Origin of the sequence: Mammaliicoccus fleurettii, assembly GCF_002018435.1 — a bacterium.
Classification (GTDB): Bacteria; Bacillota; Bacilli; order Staphylococcales; family Staphylococcaceae; genus Mammaliicoccus; species Mammaliicoccus fleurettii.
Map to the genome: position 1 here is coordinate 1 of NZ_MWJM01000018.1, position 24,605 is coordinate 24,605.

General features: G+C 30.9%; 26 protein-coding genes. 17 read left to right on the forward strand and 9 right to left on the reverse strand.

Annotation, left to right across the window (positions count from 1 at the left end; all coding sequences use genetic code 11):
- Positions 1–328: hypothetical protein (locus B2G86_RS13330; protein ID WP_158079038.1), on the forward strand; the 328-nt coding region annotated here is incomplete at its 5' end.
- Positions 329–330: 2 nt separating this feature from the next.
- Here B2G86_RS13330 and B2G86_RS11450 read toward each other — a convergent pair.
- Positions 331–645: a thioredoxin family protein gene (locus B2G86_RS11450; RefSeq protein ID WP_078358323.1), complete on the reverse strand. Its 315-nt coding sequence runs from the start codon at positions 643–645 to the stop codon at positions 331–333.
- 71 nt (positions 646–716) lie between these two features.
- Between B2G86_RS11450 and B2G86_RS11455 the strand changes: the two genes are divergently transcribed.
- The 4 genes from B2G86_RS11455 to B2G86_RS11470 all read left to right on the forward strand — a co-directional run bounded on the left by B2G86_RS11455 (position 717) and on the right by B2G86_RS11470 (position 2,503).
- Positions 717–911 carry a DUF6440 family protein gene (locus tag B2G86_RS11455; RefSeq protein ID WP_078358324.1) on the forward strand — a complete coding sequence of 65 codons (195 nt, stop codon included), beginning with the start codon at positions 717–719 and terminating at the stop codon, positions 909–911.
- A gap of 30 nt (positions 912–941) precedes the next feature.
- Complete coding sequence (locus B2G86_RS11460) at positions 942–1,721, forward strand: GH25 family lysozyme (protein WP_078358325.1); 780 nt, start codon at positions 942–944, stop codon at positions 1,719–1,721.
- Between the two features lie 129 nt (positions 1,722–1,850).
- Entirely contained in the window at positions 1,851–2,060 is a 210-nt protein-coding gene (locus B2G86_RS11465) for a hypothetical protein (protein ID WP_078358326.1), read from the forward strand.
- A gap of 68 nt (positions 2,061–2,128) precedes the next feature.
- The gene (locus tag B2G86_RS11470) at positions 2,129–2,503 is read left to right on the forward strand and encodes a nuclear transport factor 2 family protein (protein ID WP_078358327.1); all 375 of its coding nucleotides are present in this window, start codon (positions 2,129–2,131) and stop codon (positions 2,501–2,503) included.
- A 254-nt stretch (positions 2,504–2,757) separates the two neighbouring features.
- Here the strand turns inward: B2G86_RS11470 and B2G86_RS11475 are convergent, their stop codons facing one another.
- Together B2G86_RS11475 and B2G86_RS11480 are read right to left on the reverse strand one after the other, a co-directional pair.
- Positions 2,758–3,579, reverse strand: coding sequence for a trypsin-like serine peptidase (locus B2G86_RS11475; RefSeq protein ID WP_078358328.1), 822 nt, complete (start codon positions 3,577–3,579; stop codon positions 2,758–2,760).
- 60 nt (positions 3,580–3,639) lie between these two features.
- Positions 3,640–4,614, reverse strand: coding sequence for a YeiH family protein (locus B2G86_RS11480; protein WP_078358329.1), 975 nt, complete (start codon positions 4,612–4,614; stop codon positions 3,640–3,642).
- Positions 4,615–4,712: 98 nt separating this feature from the next.
- On the opposite strand from B2G86_RS11480, the gene B2G86_RS11485 reads away from it, so the two are divergent.
- Together B2G86_RS11485 and B2G86_RS11490 are read left to right on the forward strand one after the other, a co-directional pair.
- Positions 4,713–5,564 carry a LysR family transcriptional regulator gene (locus tag B2G86_RS11485; protein ID WP_241837747.1) on the forward strand — a complete coding sequence of 284 codons (852 nt, stop codon included), beginning with the start codon at positions 4,713–4,715 and terminating at the stop codon, positions 5,562–5,564.
- A gap of 108 nt (positions 5,565–5,672) precedes the next feature.
- Positions 5,673–6,761, forward strand: a complete 1,089-nt coding sequence (locus tag B2G86_RS11490) for a GntR family transcriptional regulator (protein WP_078358331.1) — start codon at positions 5,673–5,675, stop codon at positions 6,759–6,761.
- 325 nt (positions 6,762–7,086) lie between these two features.
- Here B2G86_RS11490 and B2G86_RS13655 read toward each other — a convergent pair whose 3' ends face one another.
- Both B2G86_RS13655 and B2G86_RS11505 read right to left on the reverse strand, forming a co-directional pair.
- The gene (locus B2G86_RS13655; RefSeq protein ID WP_078358332.1) at positions 7,087–7,212 is read right to left on the reverse strand and encodes an IS3 family transposase; all 126 of its coding nucleotides are present in this window, start codon (positions 7,210–7,212) and stop codon (positions 7,087–7,089) included.
- Between the two features lie 275 nt (positions 7,213–7,487).
- On the reverse strand, positions 7,488–7,715 hold the full coding sequence (locus B2G86_RS11505) for a transposase (RefSeq protein WP_078358334.1): 228 nt from the start codon (positions 7,713–7,715) through the stop codon (positions 7,488–7,490).
- Between the two features lie 264 nt (positions 7,716–7,979).
- On the opposite strand from B2G86_RS11505, the gene B2G86_RS11510 reads away from it, so the two are divergent.
- The 5 genes from B2G86_RS11510 (at position 7,980) to B2G86_RS11530 (ending at position 14,641) form a co-directional block, all read left to right on the forward strand.
- A complete protein-coding gene (locus tag B2G86_RS11510; protein WP_078358335.1) occupies positions 7,980–9,191 on the forward strand; it encodes an MFS transporter in 1,212 nt (403 codons plus the stop codon).
- Between the two features lie 289 nt (positions 9,192–9,480).
- On the forward strand, positions 9,481–11,082 hold the full coding sequence (locus tag B2G86_RS11515; RefSeq protein ID WP_241837748.1) for a xylulokinase: 1,602 nt from the start codon (positions 9,481–9,483) through the stop codon (positions 11,080–11,082).
- A gap of 10 nt (positions 11,083–11,092) precedes the next feature.
- Positions 11,093–11,803 carry an L-ribulose-5-phosphate 4-epimerase gene (locus B2G86_RS11520; protein ID WP_078358337.1) on the forward strand — a complete coding sequence of 237 codons (711 nt, stop codon included), beginning with the start codon at positions 11,093–11,095 and terminating at the stop codon, positions 11,801–11,803.
- The gene (araA, locus tag B2G86_RS11525) at positions 11,799–13,226 is read left to right on the forward strand and encodes an L-arabinose isomerase (RefSeq protein ID WP_420798276.1); all 1,428 of its coding nucleotides are present in this window, start codon (positions 11,799–11,801) and stop codon (positions 13,224–13,226) included. The genes B2G86_RS11520 and araA overlap by 5 nt, the downstream gene beginning before the upstream one ends.
- Before the next feature lie 44 nt (positions 13,227–13,270).
- Positions 13,271–14,641, forward strand: a complete 1,371-nt coding sequence (locus B2G86_RS11530; protein WP_078358339.1) for a sugar porter family MFS transporter — start codon at positions 13,271–13,273, stop codon at positions 14,639–14,641.
- A 680-nt stretch (positions 14,642–15,321) separates the two neighbouring features.
- Here the strand turns inward: B2G86_RS11530 and B2G86_RS11540 are convergent.
- The gene (locus B2G86_RS11540; protein WP_078358341.1) at positions 15,322–16,191 is read right to left on the reverse strand and encodes a LysR family transcriptional regulator; all 870 of its coding nucleotides are present in this window, start codon (positions 16,189–16,191) and stop codon (positions 15,322–15,324) included.
- A 118-nt stretch (positions 16,192–16,309) separates the two neighbouring features.
- Between B2G86_RS11540 and B2G86_RS11545 the strand changes: the two genes are divergently transcribed.
- Positions 16,310–16,876 (forward strand): flavodoxin family protein, encoded by a 567-nt coding sequence (locus tag B2G86_RS11545; protein ID WP_078358342.1) that lies wholly within the window; start codon positions 16,310–16,312, stop codon positions 16,874–16,876.
- A 239-nt stretch (positions 16,877–17,115) separates the two neighbouring features.
- On the opposite strand, the gene B2G86_RS11550 is transcribed toward B2G86_RS11545, so the two are convergent.
- Together B2G86_RS11550 and B2G86_RS13335 are read right to left on the reverse strand one after the other, a co-directional pair.
- Positions 17,116–17,355, reverse strand: coding sequence for a DUF3923 family protein (locus tag B2G86_RS11550; protein ID WP_078358343.1), 240 nt, complete (start codon positions 17,353–17,355; stop codon positions 17,116–17,118).
- A gap of 73 nt (positions 17,356–17,428) precedes the next feature.
- Positions 17,429–17,593, reverse strand: coding sequence for a hypothetical protein (locus tag B2G86_RS13335; protein WP_157946491.1), 165 nt, complete (start codon positions 17,591–17,593; stop codon positions 17,429–17,431).
- 135 nt (positions 17,594–17,728) lie between these two features.
- On the opposite strand from B2G86_RS13335, the gene B2G86_RS11555 reads away from it, so the two are divergent.
- Positions 17,729–18,742, forward strand: coding sequence for an aldose epimerase family protein (locus tag B2G86_RS11555; protein ID WP_078358344.1), 1,014 nt, complete (start codon positions 17,729–17,731; stop codon positions 18,740–18,742).
- 107 nt (positions 18,743–18,849) lie between these two features.
- On the opposite strand, the gene gabR is transcribed toward B2G86_RS11555, so the two are convergent.
- A complete protein-coding gene (gene gabR / locus B2G86_RS11560; RefSeq protein ID WP_088369009.1) occupies positions 18,850–20,226 on the reverse strand; it encodes a MocR-like transcriptional regulator GabR in 1,377 nt (458 codons plus the stop codon).
- A 102-nt stretch (positions 20,227–20,328) separates the two neighbouring features.
- Between gabR and gabT the strand changes: the two genes are divergently transcribed.
- The 3 genes from gabT to B2G86_RS11575 are packed head-to-tail and all read left to right on the forward strand — an operon-like array spanning position 20,329 to position 24,380.
- Positions 20,329–21,615 (forward strand): 4-aminobutyrate--2-oxoglutarate transaminase, encoded by a 1,287-nt coding sequence (gene gabT / locus B2G86_RS11565; RefSeq protein ID WP_078358346.1) that lies wholly within the window; start codon positions 20,329–20,331, stop codon positions 21,613–21,615.
- A gap of 31 nt (positions 21,616–21,646) precedes the next feature.
- Complete coding sequence (locus B2G86_RS11570; RefSeq protein WP_078358347.1) at positions 21,647–23,038, forward strand: APC family permease; 1,392 nt, start codon at positions 21,647–21,649, stop codon at positions 23,036–23,038.
- Entirely contained in the window at positions 23,001–24,380 is a 1,380-nt protein-coding gene (locus B2G86_RS11575) for an NAD-dependent succinate-semialdehyde dehydrogenase (RefSeq protein WP_078358348.1), read from the forward strand. The genes B2G86_RS11570 and B2G86_RS11575 overlap by 38 nt, the downstream gene beginning before the upstream one ends.
- Positions 24,381–24,605: the final 225 nt, after the last annotated feature.

Genomic DNA, 24,605 nt, shown 5'->3' on the forward strand with positions numbered 1-24,605 from the left:
CACTTTAAACGGTTATGAAACACCTGCACATGAAAATTACGCAAAAGAACATCAAGACGAAGCGAAAAATATTAACTTATATGATCAAAATTTAAATGTCTATAGTAATTATGGTTTAGATGCAAACGCACAACCGACGAACGCTGAACAATTTAATTTATCTATAGATGATGTTAGAGAATCTTATGGTATGGATTATTCTAAAACTGGAAGTCCTCGTAGTATAGAAGGTCAATATTCTTATAATTTAAATGGTTACAAAATTGCCTTCACATCTGATGAAAAGGGTGTTGTAACGAGAATTGACTTTTATACATTAGTAGAATAACTTTATAAATTGTTTATTTGTTCAATACGATATTGAAGTTCATCAAAGTCTATTATTCGGGCTTGTCGGTGGACTTCTTTTTGATTGTAAAAAAGCATGACTACGGGTGAAGTGAATAAATTTAATTGTCCAACTGCTTCAGGTACTTGATTAGCGACTATTTCATATGCTGGGATTTGATAATTTTCAGCCATTTTTTGCACAATTGGATGATCAGCTTTACATACAGAACAATTTTCACTAGAAACATATATCAAAGTGAACGTATGGGCATTAATTTTTTCATTTAATTCGTCAAAAGTGCTTATAATTTTCATAAAAATCTTCTCCTATCATTTCAATATATCGGCAAGTATTATACCATTACAGGAGAAAAGGAGTGAATGATATGTTTGGTAATAAGAACGAAGACGAAAGATTTTATGTGAAATCTAAAGAAAATATTAAATCTTTAGGTAGATTTACTGTTGTAGTTGATCGTGAAACAGGCGTTAATTATGTACACGCTTGGGTAGGAACTGGTAGCAGTTTAACACCATTATTAGACAAGAACGGTAATCCTATAATAGATAACATGAAATAATTTTTCAGTAATACACAAAGGAGTATTTAAATGTTTAGTAGATTTGTACGCATCGTCGTAGCTATAACCTTATTGATTTTTATTGTAAATGCACCCTCAAAAATTGCTGAAGCATCAAAAGAAGCAGGTACAATGGGAAATGGTTATAAGAAATACATAGAAAACAAACAAGATACACAACATAGAAAAAGCCAAGAAACAAAAGAAGCGGCAGTCGTTCCTAAAGAAGATTCAATACTTGATTTATCAGAATGGCAAGGTAAACTAACCTCTGCACAAGTAAAAAAATTAAAAGCAAATTATGACTTTATTATATTAAGAGCACAGTATGGATCAGATTATAAAGATACAACTTTTGCAACAAACTCAAAATTATTAGAAGCAAATAATATGAAATATGGTGTGTATTCATATAGCATGTACGAAAATGCGAGTGATGCACGAACAGAAGCAAAATCATTATATAATAGAGCACCGAACGCAAGCTTCTACATTAATGATTACGAAGAAGAAACTGTAACTTCAGGCACATCTGATGAAAGTACACAAGCATGGTTAGAAGAAATGAGAAAGTATTCAGGAGATAAAAAAGTCCTATTATATTCATATGAAGACTTTATGCTCAATAATACAGCAACAGCAGTACAATCATATGACGGATATTGGTTAGCAGCTTATCAAGAAACACAGCCAGAAAGAGAACATGTACTATGGCAATATACAGACAGTTATTATTCAGAAGAACTAGATCAAAACGTAGATGCTAATGTATTAAGTCCGAACGTTCAATCAAGCTGGTTTATCTCTTAAAATATACTTAATCATATGAAACCTCTCAAAAAGTCTATTTGTAGTAAGTTTGATTGAGTGTATAGTAACTATATACATTATCATAGATAGAAAGTAAGATTCACTCGAATAAAGAGAGAGGTGTTATAAATGTATATATTATTTATTATTTTAGCTATAATTACATTCATTTTCTTGGCATATTCTATCGTAATATTAATGGGGAAAGATGGTATGATATATTCATTTTTATCCAAAAAGGAGAAGAATCAATCTGATAGAAATAAAGGTTGGATATTCTTTTCAAGTGTCTTATTATTGTTTATCTGTTTAATTGTTTTCTTCTTTTTTGTTATTTAAGTAATAAGACAATATGATTTATCTTCAAGGTTATGAAAGATATAATCGAGTATAAAGAAGGTGAATTAATGAATATATTAGATGATTATTTTAAATTATTTGATGAATCAAGATATAGTGAAGAAAGTTTTCAGAAGTTAAATGCATTATTTAGTGATGAAATTGAATTTGTATTGAATAATAAAACATTTAAAGGTAAAGAAGCTTGGAAACAGTTTGTAAAAAGTGTGTATACAACAAACAAAGACTTGAAACATATGCATAACGGTTGGACAGAAAACGAAGACGGTAGTTTCGAAACACATTGGGCAGTTTGTGGTAATAGATATGAGACAGGCGTTTACACACAAGAAGGTAAAGATATAGCAAGATTAGATGCAAATGGAAAAATTGCGTATTTAGAAAACCAGCCAAAAGACGATCAATTATTTTCAAATCAATAGAATAAATCAAGAGCGTAGGGCAGAAATCTAATTTTATGACAAGATTTCGTTGTCCCACGCTCTTATCATAGGGCATCCATATTCACACAAGTCGAGAGAAGTGTAGGCAAGGGTAGCTATATTCACACAAGTCGGAAGAAGTGTAAATGACTTTTATAAGTAAAAAGAGCAGAAATTCAATTTTAACTATGAATTTCTGCTCTTATTATATTTCTAGGACATTTGTGTCCCAAGCTCTATATTCATTTTTTTCATCATTCACGATGTTCCTCAATGAATGCTCTTGTTTTTCCTGTAAGGAGTGGTCCGCCTGTATAAATGTCTCTTGTTGATTGATTTTTTATGTTCAATTCTGGTCGTATGCCATGTGCATGTATGCCGACAACGTGATTGTGTTTATTAAACACGGGTGATCCTGAGAAGCCGATTGTTCTATGCAAATGTCCAATATACTCAATGTAATTTTGAGTTGGTTTAAGGAAGTAACCTTTTGATTGATACATAAGTTGACCATTGTACGGATGTTCGCTCGGATATCCTAACATGTACAGTGGTTCTTTAGTTTGCATTTTTTTAATTTCTTGTTCGGATGCTAATGTTAACGGTTTTACCTTTTTAGATAAACGTTGTTCTGTAATGAGTATAGCGACGTCTCTTTCAGACGATGTATAAAACTTTTTAACTTTAAATTTCATAGGAATTTGTTGGTCTGATTTAGATGGATAGAAATAAAATTGTTTTGTTTCTTTATTACCATCGTCATCACTAGCTACGTGAGCTGCGGTAATAATTGTATGATCATCAATGACAAAACCAGTTGCCCCATTCCCTGATTTACCAGTCTTATCTGATGATACTTTACCGACACCTTTGAAATGATTATTGCTATCTGTATCGTAGGGTTTAATTGTTAATAAATCATTTGGTATTTGTGAACCTAGTTTAAATGCATCATTGTAATCTGCATGTGTTGCTTCTGTGAATGTATCTTTATATGTTGCTGTTTCATCATGATCAACGAAAAAATAGTTGAATAATGATATAAATAGCACGAAAAATAATTTAAGGCATAACATAGTTTCATCACAATCTTTCTCAAAATTGAATATTGCCTATGTTATACCCTATTATGATTTTTATAAAATACTTGTTATGAAAAATGTAATGACTGAAAGTACGATAGATGTTATAGCCATAGCAATCATTGGTTTGAAAGCTTTTGCTTTTATGTCATTGAATGAAACGTTTAATCCAATTCCTACCATTGCCATAATTAAAATTAATGTAGTAAATGTGCTAATTACATTTAAAACACTCTCTGGAATTGGAACAAATGTGTTAATGGCACTCATTACTAAAAATCCAATTAAGAAGTATGGAAAATCAATTTTTTGAGAAACTTTATTAGATTTTTTTCTATTTACGATAACTAAGAAAATGATACTTAAAGGAATAAGTAAGAATACTCTTCCTAATTTAGTCAATAGCCCGATACTAAGCGCCTCTGTACCACCTGCATCAGCAGCTAAAATAACATGTGCAATTTCATGTAAACTAGCCCCCGACCAAATCCCATAAACTTCTGGATCCATAGGGAATAATGCATAGAGCAATGTATATGTTAACGAGAAAATAGTTCCCATAATTGCAACTAAACCTACACTTATACCAACATCACTTTCTTTAGATTTTAATATTGGTGAAATCGCTGCAATAGCTGCCGCACCGCAAACTCCTGTACCAACTCCTAATAATAAGACTAAATCTTTGTCTCCTTTAATGATTTTATTGAGCAAAATAATAAAGAAAATAACAAATGCTACAACACCAACATCAAGTAATAACAGCGTGCCACCTTCATTAACAATCGTAGATAAGTTAAGCTTCAAGCCATAAAGTATGATGGCTAATCTAAGTAGCTTTTTAGAAGAAAATACAACACCCAATTCTATTTGTGTTGGGTACCCTTTAAAATGTCTATACAAAATCGCAGTTATAATCGCAATAGCCAAAGCACCAACCTTATTTAAAATAGGCAAGTTAGATAATAATATACTTACAATTGCGATAATGAATGTAAACCCGACACCCAATATGAATTTCTTACTCATAATAACGCCCCCTAATTCCCTTAACTATAGTTTAAAAGGAAGAGCGTTATTTGTGAAATGCTATTTTTAAATATATAATATAACAAAAATGATATGGAGTGGATGAGTTGGAAGATAAATTAAATATATTAAAAGTTATCGTTGAAGAAGAAGGGTTTACGAAAGCTGCAGAAAAACTTTTTAAATCACAACCTTCCATAAGTAGAGATATTAAAACACTTGAAGACAAATATCAAATTAAAATATTCGAAAGCACTAGAAAGCAAATTGTATTAACAGAAGAAGGTAGAGAACTGTATAACTATGCCTGTCAATTAGCCATATTAGACGAACAATTGTATACAAAGATTAATCAGCATAAAGAAGAAGTGAAAGGTAAGTTTGTAATAGGAACAAGTCATACATTTGGACAGTCGATGTTATTGGATTTAACCATTTACTTACAAACTAAATATCCTAACTTAAATATACACATATACGTGTACAACTCAGCAGATATATTAAGTCGTTTAAAAGATTATTCACTAGATATAGGCATAATTGAGAAACCTGTAATAGATGACAAAATAAATAGCGAAGTGTTAACAAGAGATAAATTGCTGATAGTTAAGAATAAACAAATCAATGAAAATTTAAACGATATGAGATGTTATGTAAGAGAAACAGGGTCCGGCATTAGATATTACCAAGATATGCTCTTACAACAATTAGACTTAACCTCAAGAAAAGTTGTAATCAACGATAATCAATTAATATTAGAGCTCGTCAAACAAAACATGGGATATACAATATTGTCTAACTTCTCTATAAAGTCATTTGATAAAAAATTTATCACAACAAACGATCTAAACTTATATCGAAACTTCTTTATCGTATCTAACAAAGCAAGATACAAAACAAATAAATATAATGCAATAATGGATGAGATAAAAGAATATCAGTTTAGGTAGGGTGCTGAGTAACAGTAAATCTTGTCATCTATATTTTCATTTTCAAATATAAATATTGTATATGTTATAATTTTTATAAGAAATTATAAGAGCGAATGGAGAAATTTTATGGGAGAGCCGAAATATAAATCAATTGCATATCAATTGAAAGATAATATTATTAATCAAGAATATAAGCGAGGTGAAACAATACCTTCTGAAAAAAAATTACAAGAATTTTATCATGTTAGCCGACATACGGTGAGACAAGCGATAGATTTATTGGTAAATGATGGTTATATTATAAAGAAAAAAGGCTTAGGTTCCATAGTAAGTGATGGTTATTTAAATAATCACATGAATAGTGGTGATAGCAAAAAAATTGGCGTTATCGTTACATACTTATCTGATTACATATTTCCAAGTATTATAAGAGGGATTGAAAAAATACTAGGAACTAATGGATATTCTTTAATTTTAGCCAGTACGAATAATACACATGAAGGTGAACGTCGATGCCTAGAAATGATGATTGACCAAGGTATTCAAGGTTTAATTGTTGAACCTACTAAGAGCAACGTGTTTAATCCTAATTTATCTTATTATTCATTAATTAAAAGTAAGGATATTCCTGTATTGATGATTAATGCTGGTTATGAAGAAATGGATATTCCATATATCAGTATAGATGATACAAAATCAGGTTATCTTGCTACTTCTTATTTATTGAATGAAGGGCATGAAGATATTGCTTTAATAACTAAGATAGATGATATGCAAGGCAAGTTTCGTATGAAAGGATATATAAAAGCTTTTGATACATTGGATGCTATTTTTAAAGGTGAAAATATATTTACTTATACTACTGAAACGATGGAGAAAGTGTTAGATTTAGTTGTTAAGCAAATATTGAATAAAGAAATATTTGCCACTGCATTTGTGTGTTACAACGATGAAATTGCTTATTCATTGATTAAAAAATTAAAAGCAAAAGGTAAGCATGTCCCTGATGATATTTCAGTAGTTGGTGAAGATAATTCAATTTTAAGCCAACTAGAAGATATATCATTGACAACAACCTCTCACCCTCAAGAAGAGCTAGGCGTTGAGGCTGCAAAGTGGATGCTAAAGACCATTAACACCGGACAAATTGGTGAAACAAAAATTATGGATACAGAAATTATTATAAGAAATAGTGTAAAAAGAAGAAATGCTTAATTTTAAGCATTTCTCAGAGTGTCGACAAAGACTTAGACTTTGCCGGCATTTTTTTATGCGCATGCTTTCCGCGGGCATGTTCTCAGCCTGTAGTCTTCGAATCATGCTTTTCCGGCAGGAGTCATCGCTAAAAAAATACCGAATATTACCAAAATATTTTATAATATTGATGGAATTTTATTTAGAAAAGTTGATAAATTATTAGATTTAAACTTTGTTTCTGAACTTGTAGAAGATAAATACCGTTTAAATAACGGACGTCCTTCTACTGGTTCCGTAACATTAGTCAAGAAAATTGGTATGTCAACAGTAAACTGGACAATTTTTATGTGGTACTTAATTTATAATTCACTGGCGTTTGATAGTTCAATGAATCATGAATTCTATGATGATTAAACCAATTAATATAATCAGATAGTTGTAAATTAAGTTCACTAATGTTCTGAAACATCTAAACCCTTGGCTTTTAATGCTTCTCTAATCTTCCTAGATCTATAACATTTTCTACTCTTATTAAATATACTGATAATGCTTTCTGCCAGTAGATTTTCTTGTGCTTCTTTCTCTGCTTTTTTCACGACATTTACTTCATAGTAATAAGTACTACGACATATTTTAAGGGTTTTATACATGGCTGATACCGAATATTGATGGCTATTTCGCCTAATCACTTTTATTTTCGTCCCATTATCAGCGCTGCTTGCTTTAAAATATCTGTTTCCATCCTTAACTGCTTATTTTTTTACGTAATCTTTTCAACTCTTTTTCATCTTCACTGAGATTATCTTGCTGTTTAAATGACCCTGTCTTATCATAGTCTTTAATCCATTTGTCGAGTGCAGATGGTGTTAAAGTATACTCATGAATAATATCGTTTCGAGATTTTCCATTTTTGAACAATTGAACCATTTGAAGTTTGAATTCAGGACTGAAAGTCCTTCTCTTTTTTTTCATAAAAAGAATTGCCTACTTTCTTAAATTAAGACTAACCTTCCTTATAAAAGTTGTCTAGTTAAGAGTAGCTGATCCAAATATTCAGTCACTATACTTATATGATGGAGCATGTGGTTTAGGAAGTGTATTATTAAGATACAAAAAGTATATTGAACCTAATGAGTATAATCAGTTACTCGATGGTATTTTAAAAGAAAGTCTCCGAATTACTACTAGATCATTATTACAAAAATGAATTAAATATTTAATAAATGAGGTTATACAATGAAAAAAAATTATCTATATCTTGTTCTTTTAACCTTTTTTAGTGTTATAGGTAGTAAATTACTTACATTCGCTTTATCGTTCCATATCTTAAATATAACTGGAAGTCCAAAATATTTTTCATACTTAGTTGTAATATATTCAGTATTATTTATTGTGGGAAGTCCTATAGCTGGTTTTTTCATTGATAAGTTACCTAGAAAATTACTCATCACTTCTTTTCAATTGTTGACAATTATAACTATAATAGCCTATTCGATTATTGACCAATCATTAAATAATTTAGTATATATTTATATATTAGTTATTATTTTGAATATTACTGACATAGTGGTGAGTTTATCGTTCAATAGCGGATTACTGGAATTAGTTGGTGAAAAATATATTGATAAAACAGTTTCACATAGAAGTGCGATTCAAAATGGTGTTCAAATTGGGTCACCAATACTTGGTGGATTGATATATGCAATTATGCCAGTTCAAAATTTCATAATTATTATGCTAGTTACAGAAACTATTACATTGGTTTTAGCACTATTATTGACGTATAAAAATAAGGAAATTGAAGCTTTAGAAAAGTCAAAAGGTGAAAGCTTCATACAAAGTTATAAAACTGTATGGAATTTTGTTAAGAGAAAAAAAGATATATTACTTGTCGTGACTTCTGGAATAATAATTAATTTTCTATTTGCTTTTATAACTTTAGGTATACCTGCAAGTTTTGTAACATATTTCGATATGGGTTCTAAAGAACTTGGATTTTTAGAAGCGACTTTTCCTACAGCTGGTTTTTTGTTTGCAATTATCTATCCTTATTTTAAGAAAAAGGGTGGAATAATCTTAAATGTGCAATTAGCGTATTTGATAATCTCCATAGGCACTTTGATTATATGTTTACCATTTGTATTTATGTTTAAGGACCTTATTATTCTTGTTGTTTATATGTGTGGAATGTTTTTAATAGGTATTGGAGTAATGCTCAGTAATATTCCTATAAATATATATGTTCAAAAACAAGTCCCAGAAGAAATAAAAGCTAAATATTTTGCTACTCAACAAACATTATCTCAAATTACTATGCCACTAGGTATATTAATTGCGGGTGCTCTGTTTGATTCCAATACAGGTTTTTACTTAATTTCATTCACTGTGTTTATGATCACTTGTTTAATATTGGTGTTTGTATATCAACATTTAAAAAGATATGTCTAAGGGCATATCTTTTTAAATTTAATAAAATAATTTACTTGATAAACAAATGGTGAATTTTCAACAGCTATTTCATAAGTAGACTTACCATTATTGACTCTTCAATTGACTCAATAGTATCTAAATATTTAATATCTTCTGGTGCGATATCATCTGAGAAATGCTTAATTTTAAGCACTTCTTCTTTTTTTGATCAAAATACATATATGGACAAATTAATAATAAATTTGACATGTACGGTCAAGTGGTGTTATATTTCTTTTTGAAAGCGATTGCATTTGGAGGCGGTATTTTGGTTAAAGATGGAATTCGTTCAGAAATATTGAATGGAGAAATATCTATAGGTATTGAATTAGGTTCAACAAGAATTAAGACAGTTGTGATAGATTGGGACTTTGAAACGATAGGCTCTGGATATTATGAATGGGAAAATAAATTTGAAAATGGTTATTGGACATACTCAATTAATGATGTATGGATAGGTTTACAAAAAAGTTATAAATCTATGACAGATGATATTCAATCAAAATTTAATATCTCTATAAAGAAAGTAAAGTCTATAGGAATTAGCGGTATGATGCATGGATATTTAGCTTTTGATAAAAATGACGATTTACTTGTTCCATTTAGAACATGGAGAAATTCATATACAGAAGAAGCGGCAAATCATTTGAGAGCGTGTTTTGACTTCAATATTCCTGAACGTTGGAGCATTGCGCATTTGTATCAATCAATTTTAAATAAAGAACAACATGTTAAGGAAGTTAAATTTATAACAACTTTATCAGGATATATTCATTGGTATCTTACAGAGCAAAAAGTGTTAGGTATTGGCGATGCATCAGGCATGTTTCCGATAGATCCAAACTCCAAAAATTACGACCAAGAAAAATTAAATCAATTTGATAATTTAATTAAAAATGAACAATTTGATTGGTCTATCGAATCTGTACTTCCTGAAGTATTAGAAGCTGGAGAATCAGCAGGTCGTTTAACAGAACAAGGTGCAAGTTTATTAGACCCTTCTCGTCAGTTAGAAGCAGGAGTGCCACTTTGTCCACCTGAAGGAGACGCAGGAACGGGAATGGTAGCGACTAATAGTGTAGAAAAGAAAACAGGTAACATTTCAGCTGGAACAAGTGCATTTGCAATGATCGTGTTGGATAAATCATTAAATGGAGTTTATCCAGAAATAGATATTGTAACAACACCAGTAGGAGATTTAGTTGCTATGGTGCATACAAATAATTGCACTTCAGACATAAATGCTTGGGTGAATTTATTTGAAGAAGCTTTCGAATTAATGAATGTAGAAGTTGATAGAAATGAATTGTTTGAACGACTATTCAACCATTCGCAACAGGCTGATGAAGAAAATGGAAATCTATTATCTTATGGATATGTATCTGGAGAAAATATAACAAAAATCAATGAAGGTGTTCCGATGTTTTTAAGACACCCAAATAGTCAATTTAATTTAGCTAATTTTATGAAAACGCATATAATGTCAGCATTTAGTACATTGAAAATAGGTGTGGATATTCTTAAAGAAGAAGAACAAGTAGCGATTGATTCATTTGTTGTACATGGCGGAATATTTAAAACAAAAAATATCGCACAAAGAATATTAGGAGCATCTTTAAATAGTTCAGTTGAAGTTTTGAAGACTGCTAATGAAGGTGGAGCATGGGGAATGGCAGTACTTGCAAGCTACATGGTCAACAATGAGCAGTCGTTACCGTTAAATCAATATTTAAAGCAGTATATTTTTGATAAGGAAGACGGTAATATCATCTATCCAACTGAAAAAGATGTACAAGAATATGAAGAGTTCATCCAAAAATATAAAAAAGGATTAGACATCGAAAGAGACGCTAATCAATATGTCATTTAGGAGTGAAAACATGTTAGAAAAATTAAAAAAAGAAGTATTTGAGGCGAATTTAGAATTGCCAAGAAGAGAACTTATTAAATATACGTGGGGAAATGTGAGTGCAATTGATAGAGAAAGTAATTTATTTGTTATCAAACCAAGTGGTGTAGATTACGATGTTATGACTGCAGATGACATGGTAGTTTGTAATTTAGAAGGTGAAGTAATAGAAGGTTCACTTAATCCATCATCTGATATGCCAACACATGCTGTTTTATATAAATCATTTAAAGATATAAAAAGTATTGTACACACACATTCAACATGGGCAACAATTTGGGCACAAGCGGGATTAGATGTACCAGTTTATGGCACAACACATGCTGATACTTTCTTTGGACCAGTTCCTTGTGCTAGACACTTAACTGAAGAAGAAATCAACAGAAATTATGAACATGAAACTGGAAATGTAATTGTTGAAACTTTTAAAGAAAAGGATATTAATCCACTTGAAATACCTGGCGTATTGTTGCATGGACATGCCCCATTTGTGTGGGCGGATAGTCCGAAGCATGCTGTAATGAATGCAGTTGTTCTTGAAGAAGTATGTAAGATGAATTTATTTACTAAACAATTAAATGAATCAAGTGAGTATTTACCAAATAGAATTTTAAATAAACATTATGAAAGAAAACATGGGAAAAATTCATATTACGGACAAGCAACTCAAGGAGGAAATTAAAATGAGTAAAGAAAAAGTTTTTTGGTTTTTAGTTGGTTCTCAAGAACTATACGGAGAAGAAGCACTAAAAAAAGTACAATCAAATGCACAAACTATTGTAGATACATTAAATAAAGAAGGGAACTTTCCATTTAAAATTCAATTAAAAGATGAGTTAGCTATATCACAAGATATTATAACTTCAGTTATGAAAGAAGCTAATTACAAAGATGAAGTACAAGGTGTGATCACATGGATGCACACATTCTCTCCAGCAAAAATGTGGATTAGAGGTACAAAAATTTTGCAAAAACCTTTATTACATTTTGTTACTCAATTTAACAATCACATTCCTTGGGAAACAATCGATATGGATTATATGAATTTACATCAATCGGCTCACGGTGACAGGGAGTATGGTTACATAAATGAGAGACTAAATAAAAACAATGAAGTAATTGTAGGTCACTGGCAAGAAAAAGAAATACAAGAACAAATTGGACGATGGATGAATGTAGCATATGCATATAACGAAAGCTTCAATATAAAAGTTGCGAGATTCGGAGATAATATGAGAAATGTTGCTGTAACTGAAGGTGACAAAATAGAAGCGCAAATTCAATTAGGATGGACAGTTGATTACTTTGGAATTGGCGATTTAACAACTGTTATTAATAAGGTTTCTAATAATGAAATAGAACATTTATTTGAACAATATAAAGAAATGTATGATTTTGATTATGGTAAATATGAAGTGGATGAATGGGAGTCATCAGTTAAAGAACAAATTAAATATGAAATTGGTATTAAACAATTTTTAGATGAGGGTGGCTATACTGCGTTTACTACTAATTTCGAAGATTTATATGGAATGGAGCAATTACCTGGTTTAGCAGTTCAAAGATTAAATGAGCAAGGATATGGGTTTGCAGGTGAAGGTGATTGGAAAACAGCAGCACTTGATAGGTTGCTAAAAGTGATGTCACACAATAAACAAACTGGATTTATGGAAGATTACACTTACGAAATGAGAACTGGACAAGAAGCGATTTTAGGTTCTCATATGTTAGAAGTTGATCCAACTTTAGCAGAAACAAAGCCTAAAGTAGTTGTTAATCCTTTAGGTATTGGAGGCAAGAACGATCCTGCTAGATTAGTGTTCGATGGTAAAGCAGGTGAAGGGGTAGTTGTTTCTATTTCAGATATGGGTACAAACTTTAGAATGTTAATAAATGAGGTTGAATCATTTGTTCCTGAAGAAGAAGCTCCAAATTTACCAGTTGCTCGTGTCATTTGGAAAGTAAAACCAGACTTTAAAAATGGCATTAAAGAATGGATCAAACAAGGTGGGGGACATCATACTGTCATATCATTAAGTTTAACAAAAGATCAAGTCATCACTTTAGCCACTTTATTCAATTTAGAATATGTGTTGATTAACTAAGCAAATGTGATCATTTTCAATCTCAATAACAAAGGGGAATCATAATGGGAAATCAAAAACCAAAAACAAATTTGATATACGCGTTTGGTGCATTTGGTGGATTTTTATTTGGCTATGATATAGGAATTATAAATGGTGCTTTGCCTGGAATAAAAGAAACATGGGAAGTTAGCCCAATGTTAGAAGGAACAATAACTTCAATTTTATTCCTCGGAGCAATGATAGGTGCAGTTTCGATGGCATCTTTAGCAGATAGATTTGGTAGAAAAATGATGATTTTAATAACAGCTATTATCTTTGCAATTGGTTCTTTAGCTTGTGCCTTTTCTGGAAGTCCTGGAATATTAATCGTTTCACGATTTGTACTAGGTATTTCTGTTGGTTCTGCATCAGCTTTACTACCTATGTATATGGGAGAAATATCACCACCAGCGATTAGGGGAAAAATATCAGGATTAAATCAATTAATGATAACTGTAGGTATGCTTATATCTTATGGTGTAAACTATGCATTTATAGATGTTTTTGAAGGATGGAGATGGATGCTAGGTGGTGCTGTTATACCTGCGATTATTTTATTTGTAGGCGCATTTATTTTACCTGAGTCACCTAGATTTTTAATTAAAAAAGGCTTTAAAGATTTAGCATTATCTAATTTAAAAAGAATTAGACCAGAGCGTGAAGCTGAAAGAGAATATAGAGAAATTTTACAAATTAATGATGAAATCAGTAAAGAACAAAAGACTTTTAAATTAACAAAAGCAGTTACGTTTTCAGTATTTGTAGGTTGTTGTGTCACGTTTTTACAACAAATTCAAGGGGCAAATACGATATTTTATTACTCTTCACAAATACTAGGGGATGTCTTTGGATCAACAGCTAGTGGCGTTATATCAACAGTAGGTGTAGGAATTGTTTTTGTATTAGCAACAATAGCGACACTATTTGTAGTAGATAAATTTAATAGAAAAACATTATTTATGTCCGGTTCAATTGGAATGGGATTATGCTTATTACTAGTAGGAATTATTTATCCATATACAAATTCTGGACAAACGTGGGCTATATCACTCGTGTTTATATTTATTTGTATATATGTCATATTTTATGCATATTCATGGGCTGCAGTTACGTGGATTGTGGTTGGAGAATTATTTCCGAGTGAAGCAAGAGGGATGGCAACAGGAATAGCATCAATGGTTAACTGGTTAGGTAATATTGTAGTAGCGCTATTCTTCCCGATTTTAATGCAAAGTATTGGTTTAAGTAATATATTCTTTATGTTTGCAGGTATATGTGTAGTAGGCTTCCTATTCTCGAAATATATACTTTATGAAACAAAAGGAAAAACTTTAGAAGAAATAGAACTATATTTAGACGAACGTATGAATGAACCGATAGAATCAAAAGCATAAAAAAACAACCCGTTTCCTGGATTTCAGGAAGCGGGTTTTATTTATCAAGTATTTGGTAAGGTGAGTAGTAGTGCTGTATTTAGGTTGAAGGTCTGGTTCAAAACGCACGAAGAACTTATAGATATTATAGATAAAATAACAACTAATGTTTTAAGATAATATGTCTGTTTCCTAATTTATAGTAATTGAACTAAGAAAAGCAATAGAAATTCAATTTTAAAAATGAATTTATTATTGTTAAAATAATTAGATAAAGGGTAGTTAGTCATCTTAATATATCCTTCTTTCAATATACATTTTAATAAGGAGGTCATAGCAATGAAATATAAGGATTTTGAGCAAAATAGAGTTTTTATGATTATGAATTGTATAATATTTATAATAGCTTGCTTACTAATTAAAAAAATACCCTTGTTCAATACATTAGGTTTTTTTGGAATTATTCTTTTTATAATCGTCATACTCATATTAGGTGTAGTTATATACCATATAAACTTTTTCTTATTTAAAAAGTTTGAAAAATTCAAAAACTGAACTGGGACAACACAAAAATGTATCCCAGTTCAGTTTAACTTTTAAGCGTAATTACCACCATGAATTTTAACGCATTCATTATAATTATTATATAAAGACTTTTCTAATATTTACTGATTCATAATTTAATGTAGCTAGTCACCTATTTATCGTTCCAAAGAAAATACATCTTCAATAAATGAAAATACGCTATTTTTTTTAGTACTAGAGTTATAAAGGAGATTGGTCTTAAGTGTTGTAAATTGATAATCTAACGGTACTAAAAATAATTCATTATTTTTTAATTCTTGAGTAACAACAAACTCTGGTAATAAGGCAATGCCTCCAAATTTTTTAATATGTAGTTTTAAAGATTCAATACCAATAAATTCGAGTTTTTGCATTGGTGTAATATTGTTCTTGAATAATATCTTTTCCATTTGCTCTCTATAGCTACATCCTTTTTCAGTTACTAATAATGTATAATTTTCAAGATCATTTAGGTGAAATGAAGAAATTTGTTTGTTGGAAACTAAGACAAGGTTGTCTACTGATATGGCGATATTATCTAAAGTGTTATTTATAATATATTCATCTGTTATTAAAGACAAATCTGTTTCAAAATTTGATAATTCTTCTTTAAGATAGAAATCGGAATGTGCTGTCTTAAAAGTAATATTCACATGAGGGTTGTCCATGAGCCATTTTCCTATTTTATGAGAATATTTATATATATATTGACTTTCTTGCATATTCACTATCAAACTTTCGGATTGCTTATACATACCACGTAGTTCCTTCTCAAATTCTATGTTACTATCTATAATATTTTGTGCATATTTAATATATGTTAAACCTTCGTTAGTTAACTCAATGCCATATTTTTTTCTGTGAAAGAGTAATACACCTAACTCATTTTCAAGTTTCTCAATATGACCTGATACTGTTGATTGTGAATAGTTTAGTAGACTTGCTGTTCTGGATACATTTTTAGTTTCACTTGCGACTAAAAACGTCTTTATAAAATTGATATTCATTGTATGCTCCAATCGATAATCAGTTTTTACGATATCTGATATCTAAAAATTCAATTTTAATAATAACACAAAGTGGATTAATATAAATATATAAACTATATAAGTAGGAGCGTTAATAATGATTACATGTTTATTAGGAAGTAGTAGAAAAAGTGGAAACTCAAATATAATGGCAGAGCATTTATTAAAGGGTACAAATCATAAAATGGTTCATCTTTATGAGAAGAATATAGAAAAAGTTATAGACAATAGACATTCGAGTACAAGAAATACTAATGAAGACGACTACAAGGATGTGCTCATTGATGTATTGGACGCTGATACCGTTGTATTGTCGACACCGTTATATTGGTACTCTATGAGTGCATCTTTAAAATTATTTATAGATCGTTGGACAGAAAGTTTAAGAGATCCAGAATTACCTGATTTCAAATCAAAAATGGCACAAAAAGAATTTATAATCATAATTGTTGGAGGAGATAATCTCATAGTTAAAACAAAGCCATTAATAGCACAATTTAAATATATCTTTGAGTTTATGGGAATTACGAATTACTCATTTGTAGTAGGAGAAGGTGTAAAGCCTTTAGAAGTATTAAAAGGTGAAAAAACAATAGAGCAAATAAAAAATTTAAATGTGGAATTAAGAAATAGAAGTAAACAAACAGGAGAAATAAATGAATAAATTAGAAAAGTGCACAGTTATTTTTAGCATTTTTATAATTATTTCTTCATCGTCGTTACTATTTTTCAACTATTATTACACGTATATCATGCCAATAATAGTTATAACAACATTAGTTATAATCATAGTAATATCATTTATTATGGTATTACAATTTATAAATAAAAAATAAAAACACCCATCTTTTCAAATTATACAAGTTGAAAAGGTGGGTGTTTATTCTGTAATTCAAACAAAGTTTATTGTTGGGTTTTCATTTTTTTTGAAGTAATAATATTGATAATTAGCCAAACTATTTGAGTTAAAAAAGGCATGATAAAGAGTGCGGCGACCATACCGATAGACATCCATTTTAATTCAGTTGTTTGAACAGCACCGGTAGCATCAATTTCTCTAAACCATAAAAAGATAGCCATAAGAATAAATGATCCAAGTTCAATAACAGTTAATATCCACCATAATATCCATGATACTTTCATAAAGTGTCCTCTTTTCGGAAATTAATTATTTAATTAAAATGGTATCATTGATATTTTAAATGAGCAATATGCGTCATTTTTCCTTTTTCTTTTTATTATTAATAAGCGCCATAATAATACCATAAACTATAGAAACAATAATGATTTCTATCGCGGTGTAATCTCTATTAAAGAAATATGTAAGTGCTGAAAAAATAATTAAAAAGCCTATAAAGTGTGTTAAAAAAGATTTTACCATTATGTGATATGCCTCCTTTTAAAACGTTTCTTTACTAATATGTATATAAAAAGTATAACTTAATTAGAATTACAATTATATGATATGCTAAAATTTAACTAAATAACGTTAATATTAAAGAATAGAGGAATGTAAATGGCTTTTAATATTGAGATTCTGGATGATGCTAATAATATAGATTTAATTACGATTTATGACGGAAATTCAGAAATTAAATTCACTAATTTTGGCATGAGAATTGTAGATTGGAAAGTTGATGGTAGGTCTATCGTTCTTGGTCCAAATGAGAGTGATGACTTAGTCCAATATTATGAAGAAAATCCTTATTTCTTTGGGGCTACTATTGGTAGATACGGTGGTAGAATTGAAAATGGTACATTTGAATTGAATGGTCAAAATTATAAATTAGAACAAAATGATGCTAAACATAATTTGCATGGTGGATCTAATGGGTTGCATTCACGCGTATTTGATTATGAAATTATAAATGAAGATAAGATTGTTACGGTTATTTATACAGCTGATATGAAATCCGAAGATGACTATTTCCCAGGTAATATACAAATAAGAGTAACGCACCGATATGATTTAATTCAAATGATGTGGTCAATTCATTATGAGGCTACGAGTACGGAAGATACTTTATTTAACCCAATGAATCATGTGTATTTTAATTTGAATAAGACGAATCAAACGATTGAAAATCATAGAATTCATAATGAAATTGAATTTTATCCATTAAAAGAAAATCAAATTGTGAAGTCATTGGATACAGTTAATATTAATGAAGAAATAGGAAAAGAGATACTTACTTTTAGAGATATTTTTGAGAGCGGCTTGGAACAAATTAAGCAATTTAACGGAATAGATCATCCCGTTAAATTAGGAGATGAGTCATTTACAGTTTCAAATGACGAATTGGAAATTGAAATGAAAACTGATCAAGACCATGTAGTTATTTTCACTTTGAATGATGTAGATTGGAACGACCATGATCACACAATTCAAGAGCACGGCGGTTTTACTTTAGAAACACAATCTATACCTGATGATATACATTTGTTAGGTGATAGTGCACCTTCTATTTTAAGAAATGGCAAAACATTTAGTAGTGAAACAAGTTACCAAATTAAAACTAAAGATAAGTAAGAAGAAAGATATCGTGCGATTCGGCTCAAATCCGTTCAAAACGCACGAAGACTTTCGAGATATCGTGCGATTCGGTTCAAATCGCCTAAAATCTGCTTAAGCCTATATTAGTTATAAATGATTTCTTTTAATTTTAATATTGCAGGTTCGATATCTTCTAGTTCTATTTTTGCGAATCCTATGATCAACGTTTTGATTGATGAATTTGCTGGTTCTTCAACCATAAATCTTCTTAATGTATAGAGTTCTATACTATTGTCATGTGCTTTTTGTTCTATTTCTTTATAACTCAGTGTGGTTTTTATATTTAATAAGAAATGAAGACCTGCTTGCATATCATAAATCGTGATATCTTCTTTAAATTCTTTTGATAATATTTTTAAGAATAGCTCTCTTTTTTCTGTATATATGTGATGCATTTTTCGAATATATTTCTCGTAATTTCCTGATTTGATAAAAAGGTGTAGTGCATAGGCATTAATTGAACTTAAATCGGTAATTGAAGTCTCTGTTGCTAAATCAAATTTATAAAGTAGTGGATATGGTAATACCATATAACTCACTCTTAAGCTTGGCATTAAAGTTTTTGAGAATGTTCCTAAATATATGACTCGGTCATTTTTATCTAAACTATATAATGAGGGGATATTGTCTGTTCCGTATTTGTACTCACTATCGTAATCGTCTTCTATAATGTATTTATTTTGTTCAGTCACCCAATTTAATAATTCTATTCTTCTAGATATAGGCATAATTGTTCCAGTAGGAAATTGGTGAGAAGGTGTCGTCACAACGAAATCTGGTTTTTCTGTCTTTAATGTATTAACCGATAATCCTTTATGATCAAGTGGTATGTTTACGACTTCTTGCCCCATATCTATAAACAGTTTTCTCATACGTGAATATCCGGGATTTTCAATTGCGATTTTTTGATTGTCGGATAGTGTCTTAAATAACGTACTTAATAAATTAGCTGTACCTGAGCTTACTATGATTTGTTCAGGATAACAGGATACACCTCTTTTATATGAGATGAGTTGTGCAATAGATTTTCTAAGTTCTAAAGGTCCTTTGTAAATAGGTATTTCTGACATTTCATTTTTGAAGGTAGAAAAAGCTTCTTTGACATGTTTAGACCACAAATCAATTGGAAATTGTGAGATATCTGTCGTCATATGAGATAAAGAATAGCGAAATGATGATTTAATTTGAGTTGGACTATTGTTTAAAGGTTGTGAAATGTGATGATCTTGTATAATCAGTTTGTTTAACGCTTCAACAAAATACCCCTGTCTTTCCTTCGTATAAATGTAACCTTCCGCAAAAAGTTGTTCATAAGCATTTTTAACAGTATTTATACTTACACTTTGATCATTTGCAAGTTGTCTTTTTGAAGGTAGTTTTTCGTGACTATTATATTGTTGCGAGAGAATATCTTGTTTTATTTTGAGATAAATTTCTCTATATTTGTAAGTTTGAGTCATACTTTTCACCCCTCTGGTACTATAAATTAATAAAAACTGGTACTTTTCATTATACCAATAATTTTTTAATATGTATTAAATAAACAATAGGAGGGATTTTAGATGGGTAAGACTCAAGAAGAATTAGTATCTCTACGTAACGAATATGTAGCAAGAGGTGTCAGTAATGGAAATACACATATAGCTGACTTTGCTAAAGGGGCAACTGTTACAGATAATGAGGGACAAGAATGGATAGACTTTGCAGGCGCAATTGGTACATTAAATGTAGGTCATTCACATCCGAAAATTACTGAACATCTAAAAAATGAATTAGAACGATTTATATTACCTGGATTTAATGTCATTATGTATGAAAGCTATATTAAGTTAGCTGAAAAATTAGCTGAGATTACACCAGGAGATCATAAAAAGAAAACAGTATTACTTAATTCAGGAGCTGAAGCTGTAGAAAATGCAGTAAAAATAGCTCGTAAATATACAGGAAGACAACAAGTTGTATCTTTCATTAGAGGTTTCCACGGAAGAACAAATTTAACAATGTCTATGACTAGTAAAGTTAGACCATATAAATTTGGTTTTGGACCTTTCGCACCAGAAGTATATCAAGCACCTTATCCTTATTTAGCTGATAAGCCAGAAGGTTTGAGTGATGAAGCGTATATCGACTCAGTCATTAAAGATTTAAAGAACTTCTTTATAGCTACAGTTGATCCTACTGAAGTTGCTTGTGTCGTTATTGAACCAGTACAAGGTGAAGGCGGATTTATTATCCCCGACAAAAAATTCATTCATGCATTAAAAGATATTTGTGAAGAACATGGAATTGTATTTATTGCAGATGAAATACAAACTGGATTTGCTCGAACAGGAAAGACATTCGCGATAGAGCATTTTGATGTTGTACCTGATTTAATGACGGTATCTAAATCTCTTGCAGCAGGTTTTCCATTAAGCGGTGTTGTAGGTAGAAGTGAAATTATAGATAGTCCAAACCCAGGTGAGATTGGTGGTACATATGCCGGAAATCCTCTAGCTTGTGAAGCTGCACTTAAAGTTATAGAAATTATAGAAGAAGAAAACTTGAATGCTAAAGCTGAGCAACTTGGCGCAACTCTAGAAACAACATTACAATCATTTAAATTAGAACATAATTTTATTGGAGACATTCGTAGATTAGGTGCAATGGTCGCAATGGAAATTGTAGATCCAGAAACAAACGCACCAAATAAGCTAAAAACATCAGAAATTGTGAAGACAGCTAACGATAATGGGTTATTATTATTATCAGCTGGTATAAACGGTAACGTGATTAGATTTTTAGCACCTTTAGTCATTACAGACGAAGAACTAAACAAAGGTTTATCGATTTTAGAATCCAGTCTTTAATAAATAGGACTAATGAAAATGGGGTATAAATATGAATTCTCAATTTAATAAAACAATGAACATAGCAGATGTATTGTTTCTCGCGATTGGAGCCATGCTTGGATGGGGCTGGGTTGTACTTTCGGGAGAATGGATTTCTGAAGCAGGATTTTTAGGAAGTATCATAGCTTTTGTAATAGGTGGTTTATTAGTAATATTCATAGGATTGACGTATGCAGAGCTAGCATCTGCAATACCTGAAACAGGAGGCGGATTCGTCTTTGTTAAGAAAGCGTTCAGTCCAGGTGTAGCTTTCTTCTCAGGTTGGTCAGTATTATTTGGATATGTATCAGTCATTACATTTGAAGCTGTTGCATTACCGACAGTTATAGATTACGTTTTACCTTTTGAACATACAGGATTGTTGTGGAACTTAGCAGGTTGGGACGTATACTTAACATGGGTTCTAATAGGATCTATTGGCAGTGTTATCTTAACTTCACTAAATTACTTTGGCGTTAAGCCAGCTGCTATTATGCAAACAGTGTTTACTATATTTATTGTAGGCGTAGGATTGTTATTATTTTTTGGAGCGAGCTTTAATGGTGAATTTACTCAACTTAAACCATTATTCAGCCATGGTGTTGGAGGAACAATGTCAGTTCTCATCATGATTCCATTTCTATTTGTAGGGTTTGATGTTATACCTCAAATAGCTGAAGAAGTTAAAGCACCATCTAAAAAGATTGGTAGCATACTTATTATTTCAATCATTGCTTCAGTTATATTTTACCTATTAATTGTATTTGGTGTAGCGACAGGGTTAACACCTAGTCAATTAGGCTCAAGTGAATTAGCTACAGCGGATGCTATGGTCAATTTATTTGGATCTAGTGGATTTGGTGTATTACTTGTATTAGGTGGCGTTGCAGGTATTATAACAAGCTGGAATGCTTTTATTATTGGTGGTAGTCGTATTCTATATGCTATGGCTAAAAATAATATGATTCCTAAATGGTTTGCATTTATTCATCCTAAATATAAAACGCCGACACATGGTATTTTATTCCTAGGTCTACTAGCATTTGTTGCACCACTGCTTGGACGTCCGGCACTCGTATGGATCGTTGATGCAGGTGGAATTGGTGTTGTATTAGGTTATTTACTAGTTGCATTCTCTTTCTTGAAGTTAAGAAAAAGTGAACCTAATTTAGAAAGACCGTATCGTATTAAAAGTGGCAAGTTTGTAGGTTGGACGGCTGTTATTTTAAGCATCGCATTTATAGTAATTTATTTACCAGGAATGCCTTCATCACTTATATGGCCAAATGAATGGATTATCGTATGTGTTTGGTATGGTATTGCAGTTGTTCTATATTTAACGAAATCTAAGGAGGTTGAGACTTTTGAAAGAGCTCAAAGTATACAATCCAGCAACGAATGAAGTCGTAAAGACAATTAAATACACTTCTGAAGAAGAAGCAACGCAACAAATAAGTAATGCACAAGAAGCATATGAATCTTGGCGTGAAAGAGATGCTCATGATCGTTCTGCACTTTTATTAAAATGGTATCAATTAATTGATGAACATAAAGAAGAATTAGCAGAACTAATAACTTTAGAAAATGGAAAGCCTTATAAAGAAGCTTTAGGTGAAGTTGCCTACGCTAATAGTTATATACAATGGTATCAAGAAGAAGCGAAACGTATTTATGGAAAAACGATACCTGCTAATCAAAAAGGCAAAAAAATTATTACAGACTCATTTCCAGTTGGTGTTGTGGGTGCTATCACTCCTTGGAATTTCCCAGCAGCTATGATTGCTAGAAAAATGGCACCAGCGTTAGCAGCGGGTTGTACGATAGTTTGTAAGCCTGCCTTAGAAACACCATTAACGACGATACGCATGGTTGAACTGGCACATGAAGCGGGCATACCAGAAGATGCGATACAATATGTCGTTTTAAGTGGTCGAGATGCTGGAAGAATTTTTACAGAAAGCCCAATTATTCAAAAAATCACATTTACAGGGTCTACGCCAGTAGGTAAACAGTTAATAAAAGCATCTTCAGACAGTGTTAAAAATGTAACAATGGAATTAGGCGGATTAGCTCCAGTAATTGTACATAAAGATGCTGATTTAGAACTAGCTGTTAACCAAACAATTGCTACTAAATTTAGAAATTCAGGTCAAACATGTATTAGTGCAAATAGAATTTTTGTTCATAAAGACATTGAACAAGCTTATACAGAATTATTAACTAAAAAAGTAAATGCTTTGAATGTAGGAAATGGTTTAGAACAAGATATAGATATGGGACCGTTAATTAATCAAAATGCAGTAGAAAAAGTATTAGATCAAATAGAAGATGCAGTCGAACACGGTGGAGAACTATCATTACCAATCGAACAATTGAAAATAGGCGGAAACTTCTTGAAGCCAGTAGTCATTCGTCATGCAAATCTTGAAATGAAAGTGATGCATGAAGAAACATTCGGACCAATCGCAGCAGTTATGACATATGATCATTTAGAAGACATCATTAAAGTAGCAAATGATACAGAATATGGATTAGCAGCTTACTTCTTCACTAATGATTATAGAACAGGCTTTGATATATATAGAAAGCTTGATTATGGCGTAATAGGCTGGAACGATGGCGCACCATCAGCAGCACATGCACCATTCGGAGGCTATAAAGAAAGTGGTTACGGTCGAGAAGGCGGTATAGAAGGAATAGAGCCATATTTAGAAACGAAATATTTATCAATAGGTAATATGTAATCTGAATATAAAATTAAGAAGACAACTAAAAAACAATATCTTACTAGGCTGATTTCATATAATTTATGAGGTCAGTCATTTTTAATGTGATTACTTTTCATAAATATATCAATGTTTGATAAGTTGATATAATCTCAGCAAATATTTAACTTCTAACTTTCTAATTAAAGAAAAACGCCCTTCAAAGTTTTCATTGTTAAAATGTCTACTTTGAAGGGTGTATAT

Coding starts and splice junctions, on each gene's coding strand:
- B2G86_RS11450 (WP_078358323.1), bottom strand. CDS start 645: ATGAAAATTATAAGCACTTTTGACGAATTAAATGAAAAAATTAATGCC.
- B2G86_RS11455 (WP_078358324.1), top strand. CDS start 717: ATGTTTGGTAATAAGAACGAAGACGAAAGATTTTATGTGAAATCTAAA.
- B2G86_RS11460 (WP_078358325.1), top strand. CDS start 942: ATGTTTAGTAGATTTGTACGCATCGTCGTAGCTATAACCTTATTGATT.
- B2G86_RS11465 (WP_078358326.1), top strand. CDS start 1,851: ATGTATATATTATTTATTATTTTAGCTATAATTACATTCATTTTCTTG.
- B2G86_RS11470 (WP_078358327.1), top strand. CDS start 2,129: ATGAATATATTAGATGATTATTTTAAATTATTTGATGAATCAAGATAT.
- B2G86_RS11475 (WP_078358328.1), bottom strand. CDS start 3,579: ATGTTATGCCTTAAATTATTTTTCGTGCTATTTATATCATTATTCAAC.
- B2G86_RS11480 (WP_078358329.1), bottom strand. CDS start 4,614: ATGAGTAAGAAATTCATATTGGGTGTCGGGTTTACATTCATTATCGCA.
- B2G86_RS11490 (WP_078358331.1), top strand. CDS start 5,673: ATGGGAGAGCCGAAATATAAATCAATTGCATATCAATTGAAAGATAAT.
- B2G86_RS13655 (WP_078358332.1), bottom strand. CDS start 7,212: ATGTTTCAGAACATTAGTGAACTTAATTTACAACTATCTGATTATATT.
- B2G86_RS11505 (WP_078358334.1), bottom strand. CDS start 7,715: ATGAAAAAAAAGAGAAGGACTTTCAGTCCTGAATTCAAACTTCAAATG.
- B2G86_RS11510 (WP_078358335.1), top strand. CDS start 7,980: ATGAAAAAAAATTATCTATATCTTGTTCTTTTAACCTTTTTTAGTGTT.
- B2G86_RS11520 (WP_078358337.1), top strand. CDS start 11,093: ATGTTAGAAAAATTAAAAAAAGAAGTATTTGAGGCGAATTTAGAATTG.
- B2G86_RS11530 (WP_078358339.1), top strand. CDS start 13,271: ATGGGAAATCAAAAACCAAAAACAAATTTGATATACGCGTTTGGTGCA.
- B2G86_RS11540 (WP_078358341.1), bottom strand. CDS start 16,191: ATGAATATCAATTTTATAAAGACGTTTTTAGTCGCAAGTGAAACTAAA.
- B2G86_RS11545 (WP_078358342.1), top strand. CDS start 16,310: ATGATTACATGTTTATTAGGAAGTAGTAGAAAAAGTGGAAACTCAAAT.
- B2G86_RS11550 (WP_078358343.1), bottom strand. CDS start 17,355: ATGAAAGTATCATGGATATTATGGTGGATATTAACTGTTATTGAACTT.
- B2G86_RS13335 (WP_157946491.1), bottom strand. CDS start 17,593: ATGGTAAAATCTTTTTTAACACACTTTATAGGCTTTTTAATTATTTTT.
- B2G86_RS11555 (WP_078358344.1), top strand. CDS start 17,729: ATGGCTTTTAATATTGAGATTCTGGATGATGCTAATAATATAGATTTA.
- gabR (WP_088369009.1), bottom strand. CDS start 20,226: ATGACTCAAACTTACAAATATAGAGAAATTTATCTCAAAATAAAACAA.
- gabT (WP_078358346.1), top strand. CDS start 20,329: ATGGGTAAGACTCAAGAAGAATTAGTATCTCTACGTAACGAATATGTA.
- B2G86_RS11570 (WP_078358347.1), top strand. CDS start 21,647: ATGAATTCTCAATTTAATAAAACAATGAACATAGCAGATGTATTGTTT.